The organism is Streptomyces naganishii JCM 4654 (assembly GCF_014650575.1).
Taxonomy (GTDB): domain Bacteria; phylum Actinomycetota; class Actinomycetes; order Streptomycetales; family Streptomycetaceae; genus Streptomyces; species Streptomyces naganishii.
Genome location: NZ_BMVF01000001.1, coordinates 134,531 through 154,630, shown reverse-complemented (window position 1 = coordinate 154,630; position 20,100 = coordinate 134,531). Strand labels below are relative to the sequence as shown.

The following is a 20,100-nucleotide window of genomic DNA, read 5'->3' as shown; positions in this document are numbered from 1 at the left end:
ATCGTGTGAGGATTGGCCCCTAGGCTGACGCGCGACAGCCGGACGTACAGTGGCGTGGGCATCTTTCGTGCCTTACGACCTTCCAGGGAGGCGCTTGCCGTGAGTGAGCTGCGGTTCGTCCGCATGGGATTCGGTGCCGAGGCCGTGGACTACCAGCTGGCCTGGGACGAACAGCGCCGGGTGCACGCCGCCCGGTTCGCGGACGAGATCCCCGACACCGTGCTGCTCCTGGAGCACCCCCCGGTCTACACGGCGGGCCGGCGCACGGCGGACAGCGAGCGCCCCCTCGACGGCACCCCGGTCATCGACGTCGACCGCGGCGGCAAGATCACCTGGCACGGCCCCGGCCAGCTGGTCGGCTACCCGATCCAGAAGCTGCCCCGCCCGGTGGACGTGGTCGCGCACGTGCGGCGCCTGGAGGAGGCCCTGATCCGCACCTGCGCGGAGTTCGGCCTGGAGACCACCCGGGTCGAGGGCCGCAGCGGGGTGTGGGTGCTCGGCGACCCGGTCGAGCAGCGGCCCTCGCTCGGCGGGCTGTCCCTGGACTTCGACCCCCGGCTGACCGACGAGGAGTTCGACCCCCGGCTCAACGGGCCGGAGTACGCCCCCTCCAACGCCGGCCAGCGCCGCGAGGACCGCAAGATCGCCGCGATCGGCATCCGCGTGGCCAAGGGCGTCACGATGCACGGCTTCGCGCTGAACGTGAACCCGGACAACAAGTGGTTCGACCGGATCATCCCGTGCGGGATCCGGGATGCGGGCGTCGCCTCGCTCGCCGGCGAGCTGGGCCGGGACGTGACCATCGACGAGGTGCTGCCGGTGGCCGAGCGGCACCTGCGGGACGTACTGGAGAACGCGGACCTCAGGCCCCGCGTGATCGAACGGGAACCCGCGCGGGAGAGCATGTCCGGCGCCTGAGCCCAAGGGCCGAACGGGCCCGGACCACGGGCCCCGCGGGCCGAGCTTCACAGGCCGGTACCTGCGACGGGCCGCCGGATCGACGGGCGTACCCTGGTGGACGCCGAAGAATCAACGCTAGGGAGCCGACGTGTCCGCAGTCGCACCCGACGGACGCAAGTTGCTGCGCCTGGAGGTCCGCAACAGCCAGACCCCCATCGAGCGCAAGCCCGAGTGGATCAAGACCCGGGCGAAAATGGGTCCCGAGTACACGAAGATGCAGAACCTCGTCAAGAGCGAGGGCCTGCACACGGTCTGCCAGGAAGCCGGCTGCCCGAACATCTACGAGTGCTGGGAGGACCGCGAGGCGACCTTCCTCATCGGCGGCGACCAGTGCACCCGGCGCTGCGACTTCTGCCAGATCGACACCGGCCGGCCCGAGGCCCTGGACCGCGACGAGCCGCGCCGCGTGGGCGAGTCCGTGGTCACCATGGACCTGAACTACGCCACCATCACCGGCGTCGCCCGCGACGACCTGGAGGACGGCGGCGCCTGGCTGTACGCGGAGACCGTGCGCCAGATCCACCGGCAGACCGCCGAGCGCGAGGGCGGCCGCACCAAGGTGGAGCTGCTGGCCCCCGACTTCAACGCGGTCCCCGAGCAGCTCGAGGAGGTCTTCTCCTCCCGCCCCGAGGTCTTCGCGCACAACGTCGAGACGGTCCCGCGGATCTTCAAGCGCATCCGCCCCGGCTTCCGCTACGACCGCTCGCTGAAGGTCATCACCGCAGCGCGCGACCACGGCCTGGTGACCAAGTCCAACCTCATCCTCGGCATGGGCGAGACCCGCGAGGAGGTCGTCGACGCGCTCGGGCAGCTGCACGAGGCGGGCTGCGAGCTGGTCACCATCACGCAGTACCTGCGCCCCAGCGTGCGCCACCACCCGGTGGAGCGCTGGGTGAAGCCGCAGGAGTTCGTCGAGCTGAAGGAGGAGGCCGAGCGGATCGGTTTCTCCGGCGTGATGTCGGGCCCGCTGGTACGGTCCTCCTACCGCGCCGGGCGGCTGTACCGGATGGCCGTCGAGAAGCGCGGCGCCTACATCGCCTCCCAGGCCGTCTGACGCTCCGTCACCCGCCGTTCTCCGCAAGCGGGCCGACATGCGTGTGAATTCGCGCACAAGAAACTACCACTCGGTAATGGCCGATACGACGCGGTCCTGACCGTCGCCGCAGATGAGGGCGTCCGTCAGGGCCGCGTCAGCCGTTTGGCCTGCGGCGTCGAGGCTTCATTGGTGTTTGACCGGCCGGTCACGCCCTGGTAACACCAAACAGTGACGCTGGACTCACGCCACGTACACCCGAAGCCCGTCATGAGGGGGGACCTCCACCATGCAGGCCGCGCCCGTTCGCGCCACCGCCATCCCGTCCTTCACCGACGCACTGCGCGCGGTCGAGTCGCTGCTCATGAGCAGCGGCCAGCGCACCGCCCGCCGCAACGCGTGGACCTCCGTCCTGGAGGACCGCCGCCGCGCCAAGGACCGCGTCGAGGCCCAGCGCGTGCTCGACCAGTTCACCGCCGCCGGCTCCTGACCGGCCGCACGGGGACCGCCGTCGCGTGACGCCGCCGTCACGGGCACTGCCGTCACGGGCACTGCCGTCACGGGCACTGCCGTCGTCGGCCGCTTCCCGGGCCACGTAGACTTCGTGGCATGGCGAGGAAGGAACCAGCAGCCGAGGCTGCCAATGCCGGGCGACTGAAGCAGATCGCTCTGACCTACAAGATGACCAGCAAGGCCGACCCGAAGATCGGTCTTGTACTCGGGTCCGTCTTCATCATCATCTTCGGTGTCCTTCTCGGCATCGGTTTCCTGATCGGCCACCCGGTATACCTCGGCATCCTGGGCCTGCTGCTCGGCTTCCTCGCGACGGCGATCGTCTTCGGTCGCCGGGCCGAGCGCGCCGCCTTCGGGCAGATGGAGGGCCAGCCGGGCGCCGCCGCCGCGGTGCTGGACAACATCAGCCGCGGCTGGACCACCACTCCGGCGGTCGCGATGAACCGCAGCCAGGACGTGGTGCACCGCGCGGTCGGCAAGGCCGGCATCGTGCTGGTCGCCGAGGGCAACCCCAACCGGGTCAAGAGCCTGCTCGCCGCCGAGAAGAAGAAGATGAACCGCATCGTGGCGGACGTCCCTGTGCACGACGTGATCGTCGGCAACGGCGAGGGCCAGGTCCCGCTGAAGAAGCTGCGCACCACCCTGCTGAAGTTCCCGCGCGTGCTGACCGGCCCCCAGGTCACCGCCACCAACGACCGGCTGCGCGCCCTGGGCGACCTGATGAGCAACATGCCGCTGCCGAAGGGCCCGATGCCCAAGGGCATGCGGATGCCGCGCGGCGGCCCCAAGGCCCGCTGAGGCCCCGTACAGCGCCTGCGAGGAGGGGGCGCCCGGAAAGACTCCGGGCGCCCCCTCCTCGTACGTCTCCAGCCCCGTACGGTTCGCGCCTCGTACGCCCCGGGCCTCGTACGGCCGGCGTCAGCTGCGGATCTCGACCGTGCCCGCGAGCCGGTCGTGCAGGCCGCGGCCGTCGCGGTCCCAGACCAGGGGCGGGATGGCCAGGAAGAACAGCACCGTGCGCAGCAGCGCGCGCAGCGGCTGCACCCGGCCGGTGTCCAGGGCCACCACCCGCAGGCCGAACAGCCGCTTGCCCGGGGTGAAGCCCACGGTGCCCAGGGTGAGCACCATCAGCGCGAACAGCACGAGCGGCGCCCAGACCTGCGCCGCGCTGTGATAGCTGTCGGCGATCAGACTGTATGCGATCAGCAGGCACAGGCCCCAGTCGACGGCCAGGGCGCCCAGCCGACGGCCCGGGCGGGCGATCGAGCCCGGCCCCTCCTCGGGGAGACCGAGCTGCTCGCCGCGGTAGCCGAGGTCGGCGCCGGCGTCCTCGATGGCCGCGCGCGGTCCGGACAGCCACGATCCCATTGCTTGCCTGTTGTCCACCCGACCACGGTACTGCGAGGCTGGAGGTACGGGGTCCGGCGGGGTGTCCACAGCCGTGACCGCACCCGGGCCGGTTAACTTCTGCGAAACAAACGGGTCACGCCCGAGAAATCACCCGTCCCTAGGGTCGACACAGCGTGTGCCACCGCACTGGCCGCACGAACGATCTACCACCCCGGCGGGACGGTCGGGAGTAGGAGGAGCTGGATGTTCCAGAACGCCGACGAGGCCAAGAAGTTCATCGCGGACGAGGACGTCAAGTTCGTCGACGTCCGCTTCTGCGACCTGCCGGGCGTCATGCAGCACTTCACGGTGCCCGTTGAGGCGTTCGACCCCGACGAGGAGCTCGCCTTCGACGGATCCTCGATCCGCGGTTTCCAGGCGATCCACGAGTCCGACATGGCTCTGCGCGCCGACCTGTCGACCTCGCGCGTGGACCCGTTCCGCCGGGACAAGACCCTCAACATCAACTTCTTCATCCACGACCCGATCACGGGCGAGCAGTACTCCCGTGACCCGCGCAACGTCGCCAAGAAGGCCGAGGCGTACCTGGCCTCCACCGGGATCGCGGACACCGCGTACTTCGGTCCCGAGGCCGAGTTCTACGTCTTCGACTCCGTGCGCTTCGCGACCAGCGCGAACGAGTCCTTCTACCACATCGACTCCGAGGCGGGCGCCTGGAACACCGGCGCGCTGGAGAACAACCGCGGCTACAAGGTCCGCTACAAGGGCGGCTACTTCCCGGTGGCCCCGGTCGACCACTTCGCCGACCTGCGCGCCGAGATCTCCCTCGAGCTGGACAAGCAGGGCCTGAAGGTCGAGCGCCAGCACCACGAGGTGGGCACCGCCGGCCAGGCGGAGATCAACTACAAGTTCAACACGCTGCTGGCCGCCGCCGACGACCTCCAGCTGTTCAAGTACATCGTGAAGAACGTGGCCTGGCGCAACGGCAAGACCGCGACCTTCATGCCGAAGCCGATCTTCGGCGACAACGGCTCGGGCATGCACGTGCACCAGTCGCTGTGGAGCAACGGCGACCCGCTGTTCTACGACGAGGCCGGTTACGCGGGCCTGTCGGACACCGCCCGCTACTACATCGGCGGCATCCTCAAGCACGCCCCGTCGCTGCTGGCCTTCACCAACCCGACGGTGAACTCCTACCACCGCCTGGTGCCGGGCTTCGAGGCGCCGATCAACCTGGTGTACTCGCAGCGCAACCGCTCCGCCGCGATGCGCATCCCGATCACGGGCTCCAACCCGAAGGCCAAGCGCGTGGAGTTCCGCGCCCCGGACTCCTCCGGCAACCCGTACCTGGCCTTCTCCGCGCTGCTGCTCGCCGGCCTGGACGGCATCAAGAACAAGATCGAGCCGGCCGAGCCGATCGACAAGGACCTGTACGAGCTGGCTCCCGAGGAGCACGCGAACGTCGCCCAGGTCCCGACCTCGCTCGGCGCCGTCCTCGACGCGCTGGAGGCCGACCACGAGTTCCTGCTCCAGGGCGACGTGTTCACGTCGGACCTGATCGAGACGTGGATCGACTTCAAGCGCACCAACGAGATCGCGCCCCTCCAGCTCCGCCCGCACCCGCACGAGTTCGAGCTGTACTTCGACGTGTGACGGACGCGTGACGGACGGACGCGTGACGGACGGACGCGTGACGGACGGACGCGTGACGGACGGACGCGTGACGGACGGACGCGTGACGGACGGACGCGTGACGGACGATGTCTTCGGACGACGTCCACGGATGCGGTGAGGGCCGCCACCCCCTGGGGGTGGCGGCCCTCGGCCGTGGTGCGGTCAGGACACTACGATGACCACGACGCCGCCGGTGCCGATGAGCCCGGTGCGGTTGAAGTCGCCCCGGTTACCGAATCCGCAGTCGCGGTCCCACCAGCCGCCCGACCAGCAGCCGTGACGGAGATTGGTGGGTGCCTGCGTCTGAGTGGCCGCGGAGGCCGTGCCGGCCGTGCCGATCGCTGCGCCACCGGCGAGCAGAACGCCGACGGCGGACGTCGCGAGGAGGCGCCTCGCACGTGATGCATTCATCGACATACCTTCCTTCCACCCCCTCGCCCGAAATGCGGCTTTTCACCCATCGAGGCTAGCCGGACACGGGGCGCGCGGCATCTCGGCGCGATCTCGCCCGTGGCGGACGCAACCATCGGCGCCGTACGGAGTCCTAGTCTCAGGGGGTCGTCCGTCACGCCTCCACGGGATGAGAAAGGTGCACGGGGATGTCCGAACAGGAGCACTGGGAGAAGGAGTTCGACCACAAGTGGGCGAGCGCCGCCGAGCACAAGGAGCCCTCCGCCCGGGCCCGGATGCTCGCCGCCCGCTGGAAGCACAACCCGCCGGGACCGGTCCCCTTCCGCGCCGACCCCGACCCGGTCGCGCCGCGCCGCTCGTCGTGGATATCCACCGCCGTGGTGCTGGGCTGCGTGGCCGCGCTGATCCTGCTGATCGGGTACGCCCAGACCCGTACCTCGTACTGATACGCGGCCCCCTACCCCGTACTCATCCGGCAACCGCGCACGCCGTGCCGATCCGGCCCGTCCGGCCGCGCCGGCGCGCAGGGACGTTTTGCCGCTACTAGGGCCGATCGGAACCCGTTCATGACGGGCCGCAGGTGCACACTGGATGGCGGGACGAGTGCCTGACTGCGGGGTGATGCAAGATGCAGAGCCGCTTCCGGAGCGACCGGCGGCTGACCGTGCGCATGGGGGTCACGCTGTTCCTGCTCGGGTTGCTGTACGTGGCGTTCGTGGCCGCGCTGATCGTGTTGCTGAAGTCCTGGGTGCTGGTCGTGGTGATCGCGGCGGGTGTGCTCGCCGCCCAGTACTGGTTCTCCGACCGCATCGCGCTGTTCGCGATGCACGGCCGGGTGGTGGAGCGGGAGGAGTATCCCGAGCTGCACGCGGTGGTCGACCGGCTGTGCGCCATCGCCGACATGCCCAAGCCGGTGGTCGCCGTGTCCAACATGGACATGCCGAACGCGTTCGCCACCGGCCGCAACCCGGACAACGCCGTCGTGTGCGTGACCACCGGGCTGCTGCGCCGGCTGGAGCCGGCCGAGCTGGAGGGCGTGCTCGCGCACGAGCTGTCCCACGTGGCGCACAAGGACGTCGCCGTGATCACCATCGCGTCCTTCCTGGGCGTGATCGCGGGTCTGGTCGTGCGGTTCGCGTTCTACTCGGAGATGTTCGGCGGGCGGGGCCGCAAGGACCAGAACACCCTGGCCGTGCTCGCCATGGTGATGGGCGTCTCGGCCGCCGTGTACGCGATCAGCTTCCTGCTGATCCGGGCCCTGTCGCGGTACCGGGAGCTGGCCGCGGACCGGGCGGCGGCGCTGCTGACCGGGCGGCCCTCCGCGCTGGCGTCCGCGCTCACCAAGGTCTCCGGGGACATCGCGAGGATCCCGTCGGAGGACCTGCGCACCGCCCAGGCGTTCAACGCCTTCTACTTCACGCCCGCGCTGGGCTCCGAGCCGGGCCTGTCCCGGCTGTTCTCCACCCACCCGAGCCTGGAACAGCGGCTCGAGCAGCTCGGGCGGATCTCCGCCGAGCTGGGCGAGGCCGCGACGCCGGGGAAGGCGGGCTGAGGATGGGGCTGCTGGACATCCTGCTCGGCCGTACGAAACCGGCGCTGCCGGACCTGGACCAGCTCTTCGGGCTGCCGTCTGCGGCCGTCACGCTGGAGGCGGCGGCCGGCTTCCGGCCGACCGGGCAGGGCGCGGTGTGCTTCGCCACGGTGGAGGGCGCCGCCTTCGAACAGGCGCACCGGGAGGTCCAGGCGCTCCTGGACGCGGACGCGGACCGCTCGGGCCCTCCGGTCGAGCTGTCCCAGGACGCCTACGGCTACTCGTGGCTGCTCTCCCGCCGCACGCCGGACCAGCTGCCGGAGCTCGTCAACGACCTGCACGCGGTGAACAGCGCGATGGAGGTCAACGGTTTCGGGCCCCAGCTGCTGTGCTCGCTGGCCGGGTTCCGCGACGACGCCGACCGGCGGCTCGCCCTGGTGTACCTCTACAAACGGGGCACGTTCTACCCGTTCGCGCCGCTGCCCGGCGGGGCGCAGCGGCGCGACAACGCGCTGGAACTGCGGGTGAAGGCCGCCCTCGGCGACGACCTGCGGATCGAGCAGGACCTGAGCCGCTGGTTCCCGGTCTGGGGCGCCCCGGGTCTGTGACCGCGGAACGCCCCGGCCGGTGCCCCAGTGCCCCGGTGGTCCGGGCGGTGCCCCGGTGGTCCGGGGGCGGCGGCTCTCACTTGCTCTTGTCGCGCTGCTGACGGCGGTACTCGAAGGGGCGCTCGCGGCGGTAGCGGCGCTCCCACTTGGCCTGCTGGTCGCGCCGGTCGCGGTAGGCCTTGTACGTGGCCGGCGTCGCCGCCGGTGCTCCGCCGGCGGGCGAGGAGGTGGACGACGTACGCCGCCCGTGGGCCCCGTACTGGACGTACAGGACGAGGACGGCGACGGCGAGCAGCCACCACAGGTGGTTTCCGAATCCCAGGACCACCAGGACGAGGGTCCCGGGTATGACGATGGTGCCCATGACGGGCCTCCCTGGGCGTGGAGTTGCGGCGTGAGTCGTTGACGCGTGGGTCGGTGAGGGCGTGGGTGATTGGTCGGTTTCGAGTCGGGGGCGGGCGGCCGGCCGCCGGTGCGAGGTGGACTCGTCCGCGACGCCTGTCCAGCGTAGGGATCCGGTCACGGTGCGTGCATCCGGTTTTCCGCGCCGCGTTGTCAGTGGCATCGGTCAGGATGGCGGCGAGGACGGCTGCGGGCGGACCGGGAGGCGAGGACGTATGGGGTCGCGGTACATCGGCGTGGCGGAGCGGCGGGACCGGCTGGCGGTGCGGCACCGGCTGGCGGCCGGGGCGCGGGCGGCGGGACCGGAGGAGGTCGCGCGGTCGCTGGTCGCGCTGCACGGAACGGATCCGGCGACGGTGTACGTGGGGGTCGGCGCGCGGCTGGCGGAGCCGGGCGGGACGGTGCGGGAGACCGAGCGCGCGCTGTACGAGGACCGCACCCTGGTGCGCATGCACGGGATGCGGAACACGGTGTTCGTCTTCCCCAGCTCCCTGACGGCCGTGGTGCACGCCTCCACGGGCATCGCGGTGGCCGCCCGGGCGCGGGCCGCGCTGGTCAAGGACATGGCCAAGGCGGGCGCGCCGGACGCGGCGTGGCTGGCGGAGGTGGAGGCCTCGGCGCTGGCCGCGCTGGCGCGGCGCGGGCAGGCCACGGCCGCCGAACTCGCCCAGGACGAGCCCCGGCTGCGCGAGCGGTTCGCGTACGCGGCCGGGAAGGACTACGAGGGCGTGCACACCGTTTCCTCGCGGCTGCTGCGGGTGCTGGGCGTGGAGGGCAAGGTGGTACGGGGGCGGCCGCTCGGGTCGTGGACGTCGACGCAGTTCCGCTGGGCCCTGGCGCCCGAGCATCCGGAGCTGGACGTGGCCGGGGCGCAGGCCGAACTGCTGCGCCGCTGGCTGGAGGTGTGCGGGCCGGCGACCGAGGCCGACCTGAAGTGGTGGACGGGGTGGCGGGTCACGGAGGTCAGGCGGGCGCTGGCCGCGATCGGGGCGCGGGAGGTGACGGTGGACGAGGGCACGGCGTACGTCACGGAGGGCGACGAGGATCCGGTGACCGGGCCGGCCGAACCGTGGGCCGCCCTGCTGCCGGCCCTCGATCCCACGGCGATGGGGTGGCAGGGGCGGGACTGGTATCTCGCGCCCGGCCTGCGCGCGGCCCTCTTCGACCGCAGCGGGAACGTGGGGCCCACGGTCTGGTGGAACGGGCGGGTGATCGGGGGGTGGGCCCAGCGGGCGGACGGTGCCGTGGTGTGGCGCGTCCTCGACCCGGAGGGCGTGCCCTCCGAGGCCGAGGCGGCGGTAGCCGAGCGGGCGGCCGCGCTGCGGGCGTGGCTCGGCGCCGGCCGGGTGACGCCGCGGTTCCGCACGCCGTTGGAGAAGGAGCTGTGCGGGAACCCCTAGCCGGGCGGTTCGTTTGCCCACCCGCCCGCCCGTCTCGGTGGGACAGGAAGTCCCGACACGGGGCTCCGCCCCGGACCCCATGCGGGGGCTTCGCCCCCTGCGCCCCCGCCCCCGTCCGGGGGCGGGGGCGGGGGCCGGTGGAACGTCAGCGGGAGTAGCGCATCAGGGCTCGGACCATGTGGCACGTGGTGTCCGACGGCGGGTGTACGCCGATGAGTTGGGCGGTGCTGCGGATCGTCTCGTTGCGGGCCTGGTTGGGCATGAGGACGCCCGAGTCGAGCAGGGCGATGGCGAGCCGCATCGCCTTCAGGCGGCGGTTGTGCGTCACGTACCACTCCCGCGGGCGTCCCGGGGGCAGCGGGCGCTTCTCCACGGGCGCGTAGGGCAGGTCGAGCAGGACGGGTCGCTTCGCGGTGGACTGGGTCGGCTTCGGCTTCAGTGCGGCAGCGGGCACAGGCATCCTCCTGTCGCGGTGGGAGCACCGCCGGACGCACCCGGCGACGCTCTCGAACACTGCTTCTATTCTACGTCCCCCCACTGACAAAAGCCCCTGGCCACAAGGGCGTTCGGGGCCTGTGGGACACGGGCCCACGAGGGGCGCGGAAGGGGTTCTCGCGTACGGTTGGGGCATGGAGATCTGGATCAATCCCGCCTGTTCGAAGTGCCGCAGCGCGATCGGGATGCTCGACGCCGAGGGCGCCGACTACACCGTCCGCCGCTACCTGGAGGACGTCCCCACCGAGGACGAGATCCGTGACGTCCTCGACCGGCTCGGGCTCGAGCCGTGGGACATCACCCGCACCCAGGAGGCGGACGCGAAGGAGCTCGGGCTCAAGGACTGGCCGCGGGACGCCGGTTCACGGGACCGCTGGATCGGCGCGCTGGCCGGGCACCCGAAGCTCATCCAGCGGCCGATCATCACCGCGGACGACGGCTCGGCGGTCGTGGGCCGCACGGAGGACGCCGTACGGGACGCGCTCTCACGGAAGTGACGCCCCCAATCCCCCTGTGACGCAGGTTACTTCAACTGACTCCCGCGACCGCTGAGTAACCCCGTTCGGCATCTCGTACATAGCGGCGTACGCTCCCCTACCTCTTCAGGAGGCGCGCATGTCGCGCAGGAGAACTCTCGGCACGAAGAAGAAGATCGCGCTGCTGGTCAGTGCGGCGGCGGTGGCGGGAGGCGGGGCCTTCGCCATGGCGGCCACGTCCAACGCCGCGCAGCCGGGCAACGCCCGTACCCTGTCCGCCGGCGACTCGACGGTCTGTCAGGGGCTCGCCACCGCCCTCGGCAACAACGAGCGGTTCATCGCGGGCCAGAAGGCGAACCCGGACGCGCAGTCGGCGGCCCGGATCGCCAACCGTGAGGCGGTCATCGCGCAGATCAAGGTCCAGCAGAAGGCTGCGGGCTGCACCGTTGGGGAGTCGGCTCAGGGCTCCCAGGCGGGACAGAACGGCCAGCAGGCGGGCCAGCAGAACGGACAGGCCGGCCAGCAGGCCGGCGGTGGTCAGCAGGCCGGCGGTGGTCAGCAGGCCGGTGGTGGTCAGCAGGCCGGCGGTGGTCAGCAGGCCGCCCAGCCCTCGCAGGGCGCCGGTGCGGCCGGCGGGGCCGCGGCCTCCGGCCAGCAGGTCTGCAAGGGCTGCACGGTCACGCTCTCCGGCGAGGGCGGTGCACCGGCGGCGTCCAGCAACCAGTTCCCGGCGGGTACGACGCTGAAGGTCACCAACCTGGACAACAACAAGTCCACGACGGTTAAGGTGACTTCGGTCTCCGGCAGTTGCGTCCTGCTCAACAACGCGGCCTTCGAACAGGTCCGGGAGGCGGGCAAGTTCCTGATCCGTCACGCCGTGATCGAGAAGGTGGGGTGACGCCCGGCTCTCCAGAGGAACACTGAGGCAGGTGTCGTGGGTCCTGCCGCTCCCGGCCAGGAGCGGCAGGACCGCCACCGGGCCGGTGACCGCGCGGGGGGCGCTCACCGGCCCGGCACGCATCCGCCCGGCGCACGCCCATGCGCGGCCTCGCGGCCGGCCCGCGGGAGAGCGCGCCGCGTGAAACGGGACACACCGCCCCCAGGTAACACGTGGTTCACACTCGGGCAACGGACGGGAAATCGCCCGTTGGCAATCTGCCCGCATCCCGTGAGCACCCCGAAGGATGTGGCCCCGTGAGCTTCAAGGCTGAGTACATCTGGATCGACGGCACCGAGCCGACGGCCAAGCTGCGTTCCAAGACCAAGATCCTCGGCGACGACGCCAAGGGCACGGAACTGCCGCTCTGGGGCTTCGACGGGTCCTCCACCAACCAGGCCGAGGGCCACGCCTCCGACCTCGTGCTCAAGCCGGTCTTCAGCTGCCCCGACCCGATCCGCGGCGGCGACGACATCCTCGTGCTGTGCGAGGTCCTCGGCATCGACCTGGCCCCCCACGCCTCCAACACCCGCGCCGCGCTGGCCGAGGTCGCCGAGCGGTTCGCCCCGCAGGAGCCCGTCTTCGGCATCGAGCAGGAGTACACCTTCTTCGCCGGCGCCCGTCCGCTCGGCTTCCCCGAGGGCGGCTTCCCGGCCCCGCAGGGCGGCTACTACTGCGGTGTCGGCGCCGACGAGATCTTCGGCCGCGACGTCGTCGAGGCCCACCTCGACAACTGCCTCAAGGCCGGCCTCGGCATCTCCGGCATCAACGCCGAGGTCATGCCGGGCCAGTGGGAGTTCCAGGTCGGCCCGCTCGCCCCGCTGGAGGTCGCCGACCAGCTGTGGGTGGCCCGCTGGCTGCTCTACCGCACCGCCGAGGACTTCGGCGTGTCCGCCACCCTCGACCCCAAGCCGGTCAAGGGCGACTGGAACGGCGCCGGCGCGCACACCAACTTCTCCACGAAGGCGATGCGCGAGGGCTACGACGCGATCATCACCGCGTGCGAGTCCCTCGGCGAGGGCTCCAAGCCGCTGGACCACGTGAGGAACTACGGAGCCGGCATCGACGACCGCCTCACCGGCCTGCACGAGACCGCCCCGTGGAACGAGTACTCCTACGGCGTCTCCGACCGCGGTGCCTCGGTCCGCATCCCGTGGCAGGTGGAGCGGGACGGCAAGGGCTACATCGAGGACCGCCGCCCCAACGCCAACGTCGACCCGTACGTCGTCACCCGCCTGCTGGTCGACACCTGCTGCACCGCGCTGGAGAAGGCCGGCCAGGTCTGACCCGCGCCCGAGCGGTGCCGTCCGAGCAGTGACCCGGGCGGTGCCGTCCAAGCAGTGAGAGGAGGCTGCTGGCCGTGCGAGGTGTCTGCTTCAATGGGGGCATGGCCAGTTACCAGGAGAGCACCGCGACGGGTCGCCATGACCTCGAGCCCTTCTGGCCCTCCCGTCAGCACCACGACTACGACCGGGTGTGTTGCCGCGCGGTGAACGCGCGGGCCCTCTAAAGCCGTACACCCCGGCCTTCGGCCCAGCGCGAAACGACGTACGTCCCCCGGCGCGCCCGACCACGAACTCGCGGCCGCCGGTCTTCCGTCGAACCTCTCGCGCGAAAGAGCTGACCTCCCATGGCGACCACTCGTTCCCTGACCACCGCCGCCCTTCCCGCGTCCCTTCCCGCATCCGTGCCCTCCCCCGCCTCCTCCCCCACCGCCCCGCGGCACCGGCTGCGCGCCGTCGACCGGGACGAGGTGGTCGACGTCGCGGACCTGCTGCCGCCGGGCGCGACCTGGCTGCCGGCACCCCAGCACGCCCTGCCGGCCCTGCCGGGCCATCCGCAGATGATCGGCTACCTCGTGCTCGTCCCGGCCGACCGGCAGCCGCTGTTCCCGCCGTTCCCGCCCGTGGCGATGCCGGACCACCGGCCCGCGGGCGGCGAGGCGCCGGCGAAGGCCGCAACTGCCACGGACGGCACGAACGACACCGGCGAGTCCGACACCGGCGAGTCCGACAGCGCCCCCCTCCTCCGCGTCGACACCGTCCGGCGCACCGCGGCCGTGGCCGGGCGCGAACTCGACCTCACCTACCTGGAGTTCGAGCTTCTCGCGCATCTCGTCGCCCACCCCCACCGGGTGCACACCCGCGACCAGCTGGTCACCACGGTCTGGGGTTACAGCCACGTCGGTGACGGCCGTACGGTGGACGTCCACGTCGCCCGGCTGCGGCGCAAGCTGGGCGCCGAGCACCGCAAGGCGATCCAGACGGTGCGCCGCGTCGGCTACAAGTACGCCCCGCCGATCGGCCGCTGAGGTCCTGCCCAGGGCGGGGGCTCCGCCCTCTGCCGAGGGCAGAATCCGGTTCCCCCGCCCGTCCCGTGCGGGCACAGTCACCCGCATGAGACTTCTGGTGCTGGGTGGTACGGAGTTCGCGGGGCGGGCCGTCGTCGAGGCGGCGGCCGGGCGCGGCTGGGATGTGACGGTCCTGAACAGGGGGCGGCACGCGCCCGTCCCCGGGGCGCGGTCGCTGGTGGGCGACCGCACCGCGCCCGGCGGGCTCGCCGCACTCGCGGACGGCGAGTGGGACGCGGTCGTCGACACCTGGTCGGCCGCGCCCCGCGCGGTGCACGAGTCGGCGCGGCTGCTGCGGGGCCGCGCCGGGCGGTACGTGTACGTGTCGACGTGCTCGGTGTACGACTGGGCCCCGCCCGCCGATTACACCGAGGACGCTCCCCTGGTCGAGGGCGCCGCCCCCGACGCGGAACAGAGCGACTACGCGCGGGACAAGCTGGGCGGCGAGCTGGCCGCGTCCGGCGCCTTCGGTCCGGGCGGCTCCCTGCTGGTGCGCTCGGGGCTGATCCTCGGCCCGTACGAGAACATGGGCCGGCTGCCCTGGTGGCTGACCCGGATCGCGCGGGGCGGTCCCGTCCTGGCGCCCGGTCCGCGCGAGCTGCCCCTCCAGTACGTCGACGTGCGCGACCTGGCCGAGTGGATCCTCGGCGCGGTCGAGCGCGAGCTGAGCGGGCCGTACAACCTGATGAGCCCGCAGGGGCACACCACCATGGGCCGTCTGCTGGAGGCCTGTACGCGGGTCACCGGCGCGGAGGCCGAGCTGTGCTGGACGGACCCGGAGACGGTCCTCGGCGCGGGCATCGAGCCGTGGACGCAGCTGCCGGTGTGGGTGCCCCCGGGCAGCGAGGAGCACGACGCCCTGCACCGCGCGGACGTCTCCCGGGCGCTCGCCACGGGCCTGGACTGCCGTCCCGTCGAGGAGACGGTCGCCGACACCTGGCGGTGGCTGACGGCGATCGGCGGTACGGCCCCGCGGTACCCGGACCTGCCGGCCGTGGGGCTGGACGCGGCAGTCGAGGCGGAGGTACTGGCGAAGGCAGCCGGCCACCGGCAGTGAGGCGTCGGCAACTGCTGGTGCGCGAGCGGCAGTTGAAACGCGAGGTGCCGAAGAATCCGGCATCGGTTTCCGGGACGGCTGAACACCTCGGTGACGCCGTCCGTATGAGATGGAGCCGCTTCACTCCTGTCGGGCGCCTCGATGCTGCCCCGCAAGGAAGTCAGAGGAGTTCCATGGGACGCAACACACGAAAACGCCGTACGCCGCTGGCCACCAAGGCCATAGCCGCATCGGCGGCCCTAGCGCTCGGTGGGGGCGGGCTGATCTGGGCGAACTTCTACGCATCCGCGCACGAGTCGAACAACGACGCCTGGGGCAACCGGACGAAGGCCGCGAACGCGCAGGTCGCGACGGTCTCATGCCCGGACATCGGCCAGAAGCTCACCAACGTGCCCCGGCAGGCGCGCACCGAGGTCGACGGTGAACTGGCGAACCTGGACCGCCAGATCACGGACGCCTACCAGCGTCTGATGACCACGCGCCAGGCCCAGGCCCAGGACGCGAGTTTCGTCCAGAACTCCATCCTCCAGCCGTTGAAGGACCGCCGTAAGGCGATCATCGACCGGATCAAGCTGGAGATCACCCGGGTGGGCGGCACCTCGCCCAGCGATCTGGACGCCCTGGCCGCCTGCACCGGAACCCCGGCCAACCAGACCAACACGGGCGGTCAGCAGCAGAACGGGGGCCAGAACAACGGCGGCCAGCAGCAGGGCAACAACAACGGTGGCCAGCAGCAGAACGGCGGCCAGCAGGGCAACAACAACGGTGGCCAGCAGGGCAACAACGGTCAGCAGCAGGGCAACGGCGGTCAGGCCGGCAACGGCCCGGTCGCGGCCGACTTCGTGGACATCACCAAGGTCCAGCCGAACGTCGCCGCCAAGCCGCAGCAGTCCGGCAACGCCTCGACCGGCAGCTTCACCACCCGCTGCGGTGTGAACGCCAACAAGAACCACAACACCGACAACGTGATCGTGGCGCCCGGCGTGACCAACGGCGCGCACCACCTGCACGACTACGTCGGCAACCAGAAGGTCAACGCGTTCTCCAGCAACCAGACGTTCCTCCAGGGCGGCACCAGCTGCCAGAACAGGAACGACCTGTCGGCGTACTACTGGCCGGTGGTCCGCGTCCAGGACGGCACGCAGGACTTCGACCAGAACGCGGACGGCGGCGGCAAGGAAGGCAACGTCGGCAAGATCCTGACGCCGGTCCAGGCGCAGATCAAGTACGTGGGCAGCCCGACCAGCAAGGTCGTCGCCATGCCGCAGTTCCTGCGCATCATCACCGGTGACGCCAAGACCACGACCAACGGCCTGGCCAACGCCAACGCGCACTGGAGCTGCACCGGCTTCGAGAACAAGGTCCAGCTGACGACGCAGTACCCGATCTGCCCGCAGGGCAGCAACGTGGTGCGCACGTTCGCCTTCCAGAGCTGCTGGGACGGGCAGAACATCGACAGCGCCAACCACCGTACGCACGTCGCCTTCGCCGACGCCAACGGCAACTGCCAGAACGGCTTCAAGGCGATCCCGCAGCTGACGATGCGGCTGGTCTACAAGATCAACCCGCCGACCGTCCAGAACGGCGTGGTGAAGAACGCCTACGCGGTGGACGGTTTCCCGGAGCAGCTGCACAAGCCGGCCACCGACCACGACGACTTCATCAGCGTCACGACCGGCGGCCTGGCCAACAAGATCGCCAACTGCATCAACAACGGGCAGCGGTGCCAGTGACGCACTGAGCCGGTGACCAGTGAGCCACCGGTCCACTCGTCCAGTGATCCAGTGGTTCACTGAGAAGGCCGGCGGCGGGAGATCCCGCCGCCGGCCTTCTCGCGTGTGCTCCCGGGCTCAGCCCGTGTGCGCGTGGTGGTCGGCGCCGATCTCCACGTCGCCGCCGAGGGTGCCGCGCAGCGCGGTGACCACGCCGTCGTCGCCGACGGCGACCCACTTGCGGCCGACCAGGTAGAAACCGCCGTAGTCCTTGGCCTCGTTGATCCACTCGCGCTGGCCGCGGTCGGTGGAGAAGGTGGCGAGGACGAACTTGCCGGCGGGGTTGGTGCAGATGGCCTGCCGGATGGTGTCGGCGTCGGTCTGGATGTCCGGCTTGCACTTCACCTGGGCGGCGAGGCTCTCCAGGCTGCCGGTCGCCGTCGGCGGCGCCTTCGCGGCCGCGTCGCCACCGGAGCCGCAGCCCGCCAGCACCGCCGTCGCCACCGCGGCTCCGGCCACCGCGAGCATCGGTCGGGTCACCCTCATCAGTTCCTCCGGTCTTCACGCATCACGCTCGAGCACGCCGCGGAGAGCCCCCGGCGAGGAGCCCCGCCCTTCGATACGGGCAAGGGACCCCCGGCGCTCAAATCAGTGGGCCGCCCGGGCACATCCGTGCGAGGGTGGGCCGGTGAACCAGGACTGGGAAGACCGCGTGGCCGCCGCCTGGGCCCGCTTCGACGACTACGGCGAGGACGAGGCCCCCGCGTTCCGCGCGGAGATCGACGCCCTCGTCGCCGAACTGCCCGCCCACAGCCCGCTCGGCCCCTTCGAGCGGGCCTGTGCCTGGGACTCCACGGGCCACTCCGACCGTGCGGTGCCGTTGTACCGGGAGGCGCTGGAGCGGGGGCTCAGCGGCTACCGGGGGCGGCGGGCCCGGATCCAGCTGGCCAGTTCGCTGCGCAACACCGGGCGGGCGGCGGAGGGCGTCGAGCTGCTGACCCCCGAACTCGACGCGCCCTCGGACGAGTTGGACGACGCCGTACGGGCGTGTCTGGCGCTGTGCCTGTCCAGCCTCGGCCGGGACCGCGAGGGCCTGTCCCTCGTGCTGGGCGCCCTCGCCCCCCATCTCCCCCGCTACCAGCGGTCGATGGCGAACTACGCGCGCCTGCTGGTGGCTTCGGACGCCTGAGTCGCACGGGTGGCGGGTGACCAACCACCGGTTCGCTCGTTCTGCGATACGTGCAGTCACAGGATGTCGCCCCGCGCCCCTCGTCCTCCTCCGAGCCGCTCGTCGACGTCGAGCAGGCGGAGGCCGCGCTCGTCGAGCACTACCCGCGGCTGGTCCGGCTCGCCTACCTGGTGCTGCCGCCGCGGCTGGGCCGGGGCCGGCGGGTCCTGACCGCGCACGCCCTGGTCCAGCGGGCGCTCCCCCGCGGCAGCTCCCCGGCGCAGGCGATCCCGGCCCAGTCCACCGGCCGCGGCACCGACCCGGGTTACTCCTACGTCCGCCTCCACGTCGTCCGCGCCGCCCTGGAGGCGGACCGTCCCCGGGCAGGCCGGTCCCGCTCGCTGAGCGCCCAACTGCCCCCGCTGCTGCCCCAGGTGTGGGGGCTGAGGCTGTTCCCGCGCTCGGGCGGCGCCGACGAGCTGGCCCTGGACCAGCGGCTCGCCGCCCTGCCGGGGCCGGCCCGCGCCGCGTACGTCCTGCGCGGACTGGAGAAGCTCGCCGACCACACCGTGCGCGAGGTGCTGGACGCGGCGGGCGTGGCCGACCCGGGCGCCGCGCTGCGCCAGGCCGACCGCGTCCCCGCGCAGTACGCGCTGCTGGAGTCCCCCGAGTTCGACCCCTGCTCGCTCCAGGCCCGGCCCACCGACCTGATGCGCCGCCGCCGGCACACCAGGGCCGCGCTCGCCGCCGCCGCGGCCCTCGCCGTGTGCGGGGCGCTCCTCGTCCTGCCCGGCGGCGGCTGGGGCCCCGACGGCGCCGCCGCGCCCGCCTACGCCCGCAACCCCTCCGCCGAGGCCGCGCTCGACCCGGGCCGGCTGGTCAGGGCCGCGCCCACCGCCTGGCGGACTTCCGCGCGCCTGGACTTCTCGGTCTGGCCCGCGCGCGGCGGCCTCACCGCGGACACGGCCCTGCTGCGGCGCGCCCTGGCCGTCTGGGCGCGCCCCGGCGAGTCCGTGCGCGTCTCGGCCACCCCCGGCACCGCCTCCGGCGGCCCCGCCGGACCGCCCCAGCTGCTCTACGCGGGCACCGTGGACCACGCGCGCGTGGTCCTCCTCTACGACGGACTGCGCATCGCCCGCTACGCCGAGCCGAAGGACTCGACCGCCGGCGCGGTCCTGGACCTCGCGCGGGTCGACGGCGCCGCCGGCGGGCGGGCGGCGGCCGTCGTCCTCGGCCGCTCCGACGGCAACGTCCGCTATCTCGCCGCGCCCTGGGTGCGCGGGGCCGCCGAACGGGACCTGATGAAGCCCGCCGCCGCACCCGTGGACCTGGGCCTGACGGACGGGGTCACCGGGTCGCTGGCGAGCCCTGTCCAGCAGACCGGCGCCTGCGCCTCGTGGCACGTGCTCCAGCTGACCGGCGCCTCTGGCACGCACCTGCTGACCGACCTCGGCGAGCTGGTCCCGGCCGGGCTCACCACCGGCCGGCCCACCGCCCCGCACGAGGTGTCCGGGGAGGCCGGGCTGCGCGCCTGGGCGCCGCTGGCCTGCGGGCTCGCCGCGGTGCGCGCGCAGGGCGTGCGGTCGGTCAACACCTGGGAGTACGCCGAGCAGCCGCTGCCCGACGCGAGCGGCACCGCCACCTGGGCGTGCACCCGGGCCGACACCTGGCGCGGCGACGGCCCGCGGGTGCTGGCCCAGTTCCGCGCCCCCGGCGGGAAGTACGCGGCGGTGGCCGCGCAGGGCGAGGACGTGCCGGACTGCGGCGCCCGCGATCCGCACGTGCTGGCCGGGGTGCTGTGGAAGTCGGGGGCCGGCGACTGGTACCTGCTCGCGGCGGGCAGCCGGGACACGGAGTCGATCAACGCCTCGGGCGGGGTCCGCGGGGCCTCCCAGGGCCATCTGCTGGCCGTGGCGGCGACCCGGGGCGCCCAGGCCACCCTGAAGGGCACCCTGGCGGACGGCAGGCCGGTCGAGCCCCTGCGATAGCCGAGCCCGCGCGAACACCGTGTCCGATCCCGTCC

At 72.1% G+C, this 20,100-nt stretch carries 22 protein-coding genes; 17 read left to right on the top strand and 5 right to left on the bottom strand.

Features of this window, described 5'->3' with window-relative positions:
• Positions 1 to 99: 99 nt before the first annotated feature.
• The 4 genes from lipB (at position 100) to IE217_RS00700 (ending at position 3,304) form a co-directional block, all read left to right on the top strand.
• Entirely contained in the window at positions 100 to 918 is an 819-nt protein-coding gene (gene lipB / locus IE217_RS00715) for a lipoyl(octanoyl) transferase LipB (protein WP_190175682.1), read from the top strand.
• Positions 919 to 1,048: 130 nt separating this feature from the next.
• Positions 1,049 to 2,014 carry a lipoyl synthase gene (gene lipA, locus IE217_RS00710; protein WP_190175681.1) on the top strand — a complete coding sequence of 322 codons (966 nt, stop codon included), beginning with the start codon at positions 1,049 to 1,051 and terminating at the stop codon, positions 2,012 to 2,014.
• Between the two features lie 268 nt (positions 2,015 to 2,282).
• The gene (locus tag IE217_RS00705; protein WP_190175680.1) at positions 2,283 to 2,483 is read left to right on the top strand and encodes an SCO2195 family GlnR-regulated protein; all 201 of its coding nucleotides are present in this window, start codon (positions 2,283 to 2,285) and stop codon (positions 2,481 to 2,483) included.
• 119 nt (positions 2,484 to 2,602) lie between these two features.
• Positions 2,603 to 3,304 (top strand): DUF4191 domain-containing protein, encoded by a 702-nt coding sequence (locus IE217_RS00700; protein ID WP_190175679.1) that lies wholly within the window; start codon positions 2,603 to 2,605, stop codon positions 3,302 to 3,304.
• Positions 3,305 to 3,424: 120 nt separating this feature from the next.
• On the opposite strand, the gene IE217_RS00695 is transcribed toward IE217_RS00700, so the two are convergent.
• Positions 3,425 to 3,892 carry an RDD family protein gene (locus tag IE217_RS00695; protein WP_190175678.1) on the bottom strand — a complete coding sequence of 156 codons (468 nt, stop codon included), beginning with the start codon at positions 3,890 to 3,892 and terminating at the stop codon, positions 3,425 to 3,427.
• A gap of 207 nt (positions 3,893 to 4,099) precedes the next feature.
• Between IE217_RS00695 and glnA the strand changes: the two genes are divergently transcribed.
• Positions 4,100 to 5,509, top strand: a complete 1,410-nt coding sequence (gene glnA / locus IE217_RS00690) for a type I glutamate--ammonia ligase (protein ID WP_190175677.1) — start codon at positions 4,100 to 4,102, stop codon at positions 5,507 to 5,509.
• Positions 5,510 to 5,692: 183 nt separating this feature from the next.
• Here the strand turns inward: glnA and IE217_RS00685 are convergent, their stop codons facing one another.
• Positions 5,693 to 5,941 carry a hypothetical protein gene (locus tag IE217_RS00685; protein WP_190175676.1) on the bottom strand — a complete coding sequence of 83 codons (249 nt, stop codon included), beginning with the start codon at positions 5,939 to 5,941 and terminating at the stop codon, positions 5,693 to 5,695.
• Between the two features lie 188 nt (positions 5,942 to 6,129).
• On the opposite strand from IE217_RS00685, the gene IE217_RS00680 reads away from it, so the two are divergent.
• The 3 genes from IE217_RS00680 to pspAB all read left to right on the top strand — a co-directional run bounded on the left by IE217_RS00680 (position 6,130) and on the right by pspAB (position 8,080).
• On the top strand, positions 6,130 to 6,387 hold the full coding sequence (locus IE217_RS00680; protein ID WP_190175675.1) for an SCO2583/SCO2584 N-terminal domain-containing protein: 258 nt from the start codon (positions 6,130 to 6,132) through the stop codon (positions 6,385 to 6,387).
• Between the two features lie 182 nt (positions 6,388 to 6,569).
• The gene (htpX, locus tag IE217_RS00675; protein ID WP_190175674.1) at positions 6,570 to 7,493 is read left to right on the top strand and encodes a zinc metalloprotease HtpX; all 924 of its coding nucleotides are present in this window, start codon (positions 6,570 to 6,572) and stop codon (positions 7,491 to 7,493) included.
• Positions 7,494 to 7,495: 2 nt separating this feature from the next.
• On the top strand, positions 7,496 to 8,080 hold the full coding sequence (gene pspAB / locus IE217_RS00670) for a PspA-associated protein PspAB (protein WP_190175673.1): 585 nt from the start codon (positions 7,496 to 7,498) through the stop codon (positions 8,078 to 8,080).
• A gap of 76 nt (positions 8,081 to 8,156) precedes the next feature.
• Here the strand turns inward: pspAB and IE217_RS00665 are convergent, their stop codons facing one another.
• Positions 8,157 to 8,444: a hypothetical protein gene (locus tag IE217_RS00665; protein WP_190175672.1), complete on the bottom strand. Its 288-nt coding sequence runs from the start codon at positions 8,442 to 8,444 to the stop codon at positions 8,157 to 8,159.
• 253 nt (positions 8,445 to 8,697) lie between these two features.
• On the opposite strand from IE217_RS00665, the gene IE217_RS00660 reads away from it, so the two are divergent.
• Positions 8,698 to 9,882 carry a winged helix DNA-binding domain-containing protein gene (locus IE217_RS00660; RefSeq protein ID WP_190175671.1) on the top strand — a complete coding sequence of 395 codons (1,185 nt, stop codon included), beginning with the start codon at positions 8,698 to 8,700 and terminating at the stop codon, positions 9,880 to 9,882.
• A 145-nt stretch (positions 9,883 to 10,027) separates the two neighbouring features.
• Here IE217_RS00660 and IE217_RS00655 read toward each other — a convergent pair whose 3' ends face one another.
• Entirely contained in the window at positions 10,028 to 10,336 is a 309-nt protein-coding gene (locus IE217_RS00655) for a hypothetical protein (RefSeq protein WP_190175670.1), read from the bottom strand.
• A gap of 175 nt (positions 10,337 to 10,511) precedes the next feature.
• Between IE217_RS00655 and IE217_RS00650 the strand changes: the two genes are divergently transcribed.
• The 6 genes from IE217_RS00650 to IE217_RS00625 all read left to right on the top strand — a co-directional run bounded on the left by IE217_RS00650 (position 10,512) and on the right by IE217_RS00625 (position 16,930).
• The gene (locus IE217_RS00650) at positions 10,512 to 10,874 is read left to right on the top strand and encodes an arsenate reductase family protein (RefSeq protein WP_190175669.1); all 363 of its coding nucleotides are present in this window, start codon (positions 10,512 to 10,514) and stop codon (positions 10,872 to 10,874) included.
• A gap of 118 nt (positions 10,875 to 10,992) precedes the next feature.
• Positions 10,993 to 11,751, top strand: a complete 759-nt coding sequence (locus tag IE217_RS00645) for an SCO2207 family protein (RefSeq protein WP_190175668.1) — start codon at positions 10,993 to 10,995, stop codon at positions 11,749 to 11,751.
• A gap of 296 nt (positions 11,752 to 12,047) precedes the next feature.
• Positions 12,048 to 13,076, top strand: a complete 1,029-nt coding sequence (gene glnII, locus IE217_RS00640; RefSeq protein ID WP_190175667.1) for a glutamine synthetase — start codon at positions 12,048 to 12,050, stop codon at positions 13,074 to 13,076.
• Positions 13,077 to 13,420: 344 nt separating this feature from the next.
• The gene (locus IE217_RS00635) at positions 13,421 to 14,101 is read left to right on the top strand and encodes a winged helix-turn-helix domain-containing protein (RefSeq protein WP_190175666.1); all 681 of its coding nucleotides are present in this window, start codon (positions 13,421 to 13,423) and stop codon (positions 14,099 to 14,101) included.
• A gap of 85 nt (positions 14,102 to 14,186) precedes the next feature.
• Positions 14,187 to 15,197, top strand: coding sequence for an NAD-dependent epimerase/dehydratase family protein (locus tag IE217_RS00630; RefSeq protein WP_190175665.1), 1,011 nt, complete (start codon positions 14,187 to 14,189; stop codon positions 15,195 to 15,197).
• A gap of 173 nt (positions 15,198 to 15,370) precedes the next feature.
• Positions 15,371 to 16,930 (top strand): DUF1996 domain-containing protein, encoded by a 1,560-nt coding sequence (locus IE217_RS00625; RefSeq protein WP_190175664.1) that lies wholly within the window; start codon positions 15,371 to 15,373, stop codon positions 16,928 to 16,930.
• Positions 16,931 to 17,047: 117 nt separating this feature from the next.
• Here IE217_RS00625 and IE217_RS00620 read toward each other — a convergent pair whose 3' ends face one another.
• Positions 17,048 to 17,455, bottom strand: a complete 408-nt coding sequence (locus IE217_RS00620) for a hypothetical protein (protein WP_190175663.1) — start codon at positions 17,453 to 17,455, stop codon at positions 17,048 to 17,050.
• 142 nt (positions 17,456 to 17,597) lie between these two features.
• On the opposite strand from IE217_RS00620, the gene IE217_RS00615 reads away from it, so the two are divergent.
• Both IE217_RS00615 and IE217_RS00610 read left to right on the top strand, forming a co-directional pair.
• Positions 17,598 to 18,098, top strand: a complete 501-nt coding sequence (locus IE217_RS00615; RefSeq protein ID WP_190175662.1) for a tetratricopeptide repeat protein — start codon at positions 17,598 to 17,600, stop codon at positions 18,096 to 18,098.
• A gap of 50 nt (positions 18,099 to 18,148) precedes the next feature.
• The gene (locus tag IE217_RS00610) at positions 18,149 to 20,065 is read left to right on the top strand and encodes a hypothetical protein (RefSeq protein WP_190175661.1); all 1,917 of its coding nucleotides are present in this window, start codon (positions 18,149 to 18,151) and stop codon (positions 20,063 to 20,065) included.
• The last annotated feature ends 35 nt before the right edge of the window (positions 20,066 to 20,100 follow it).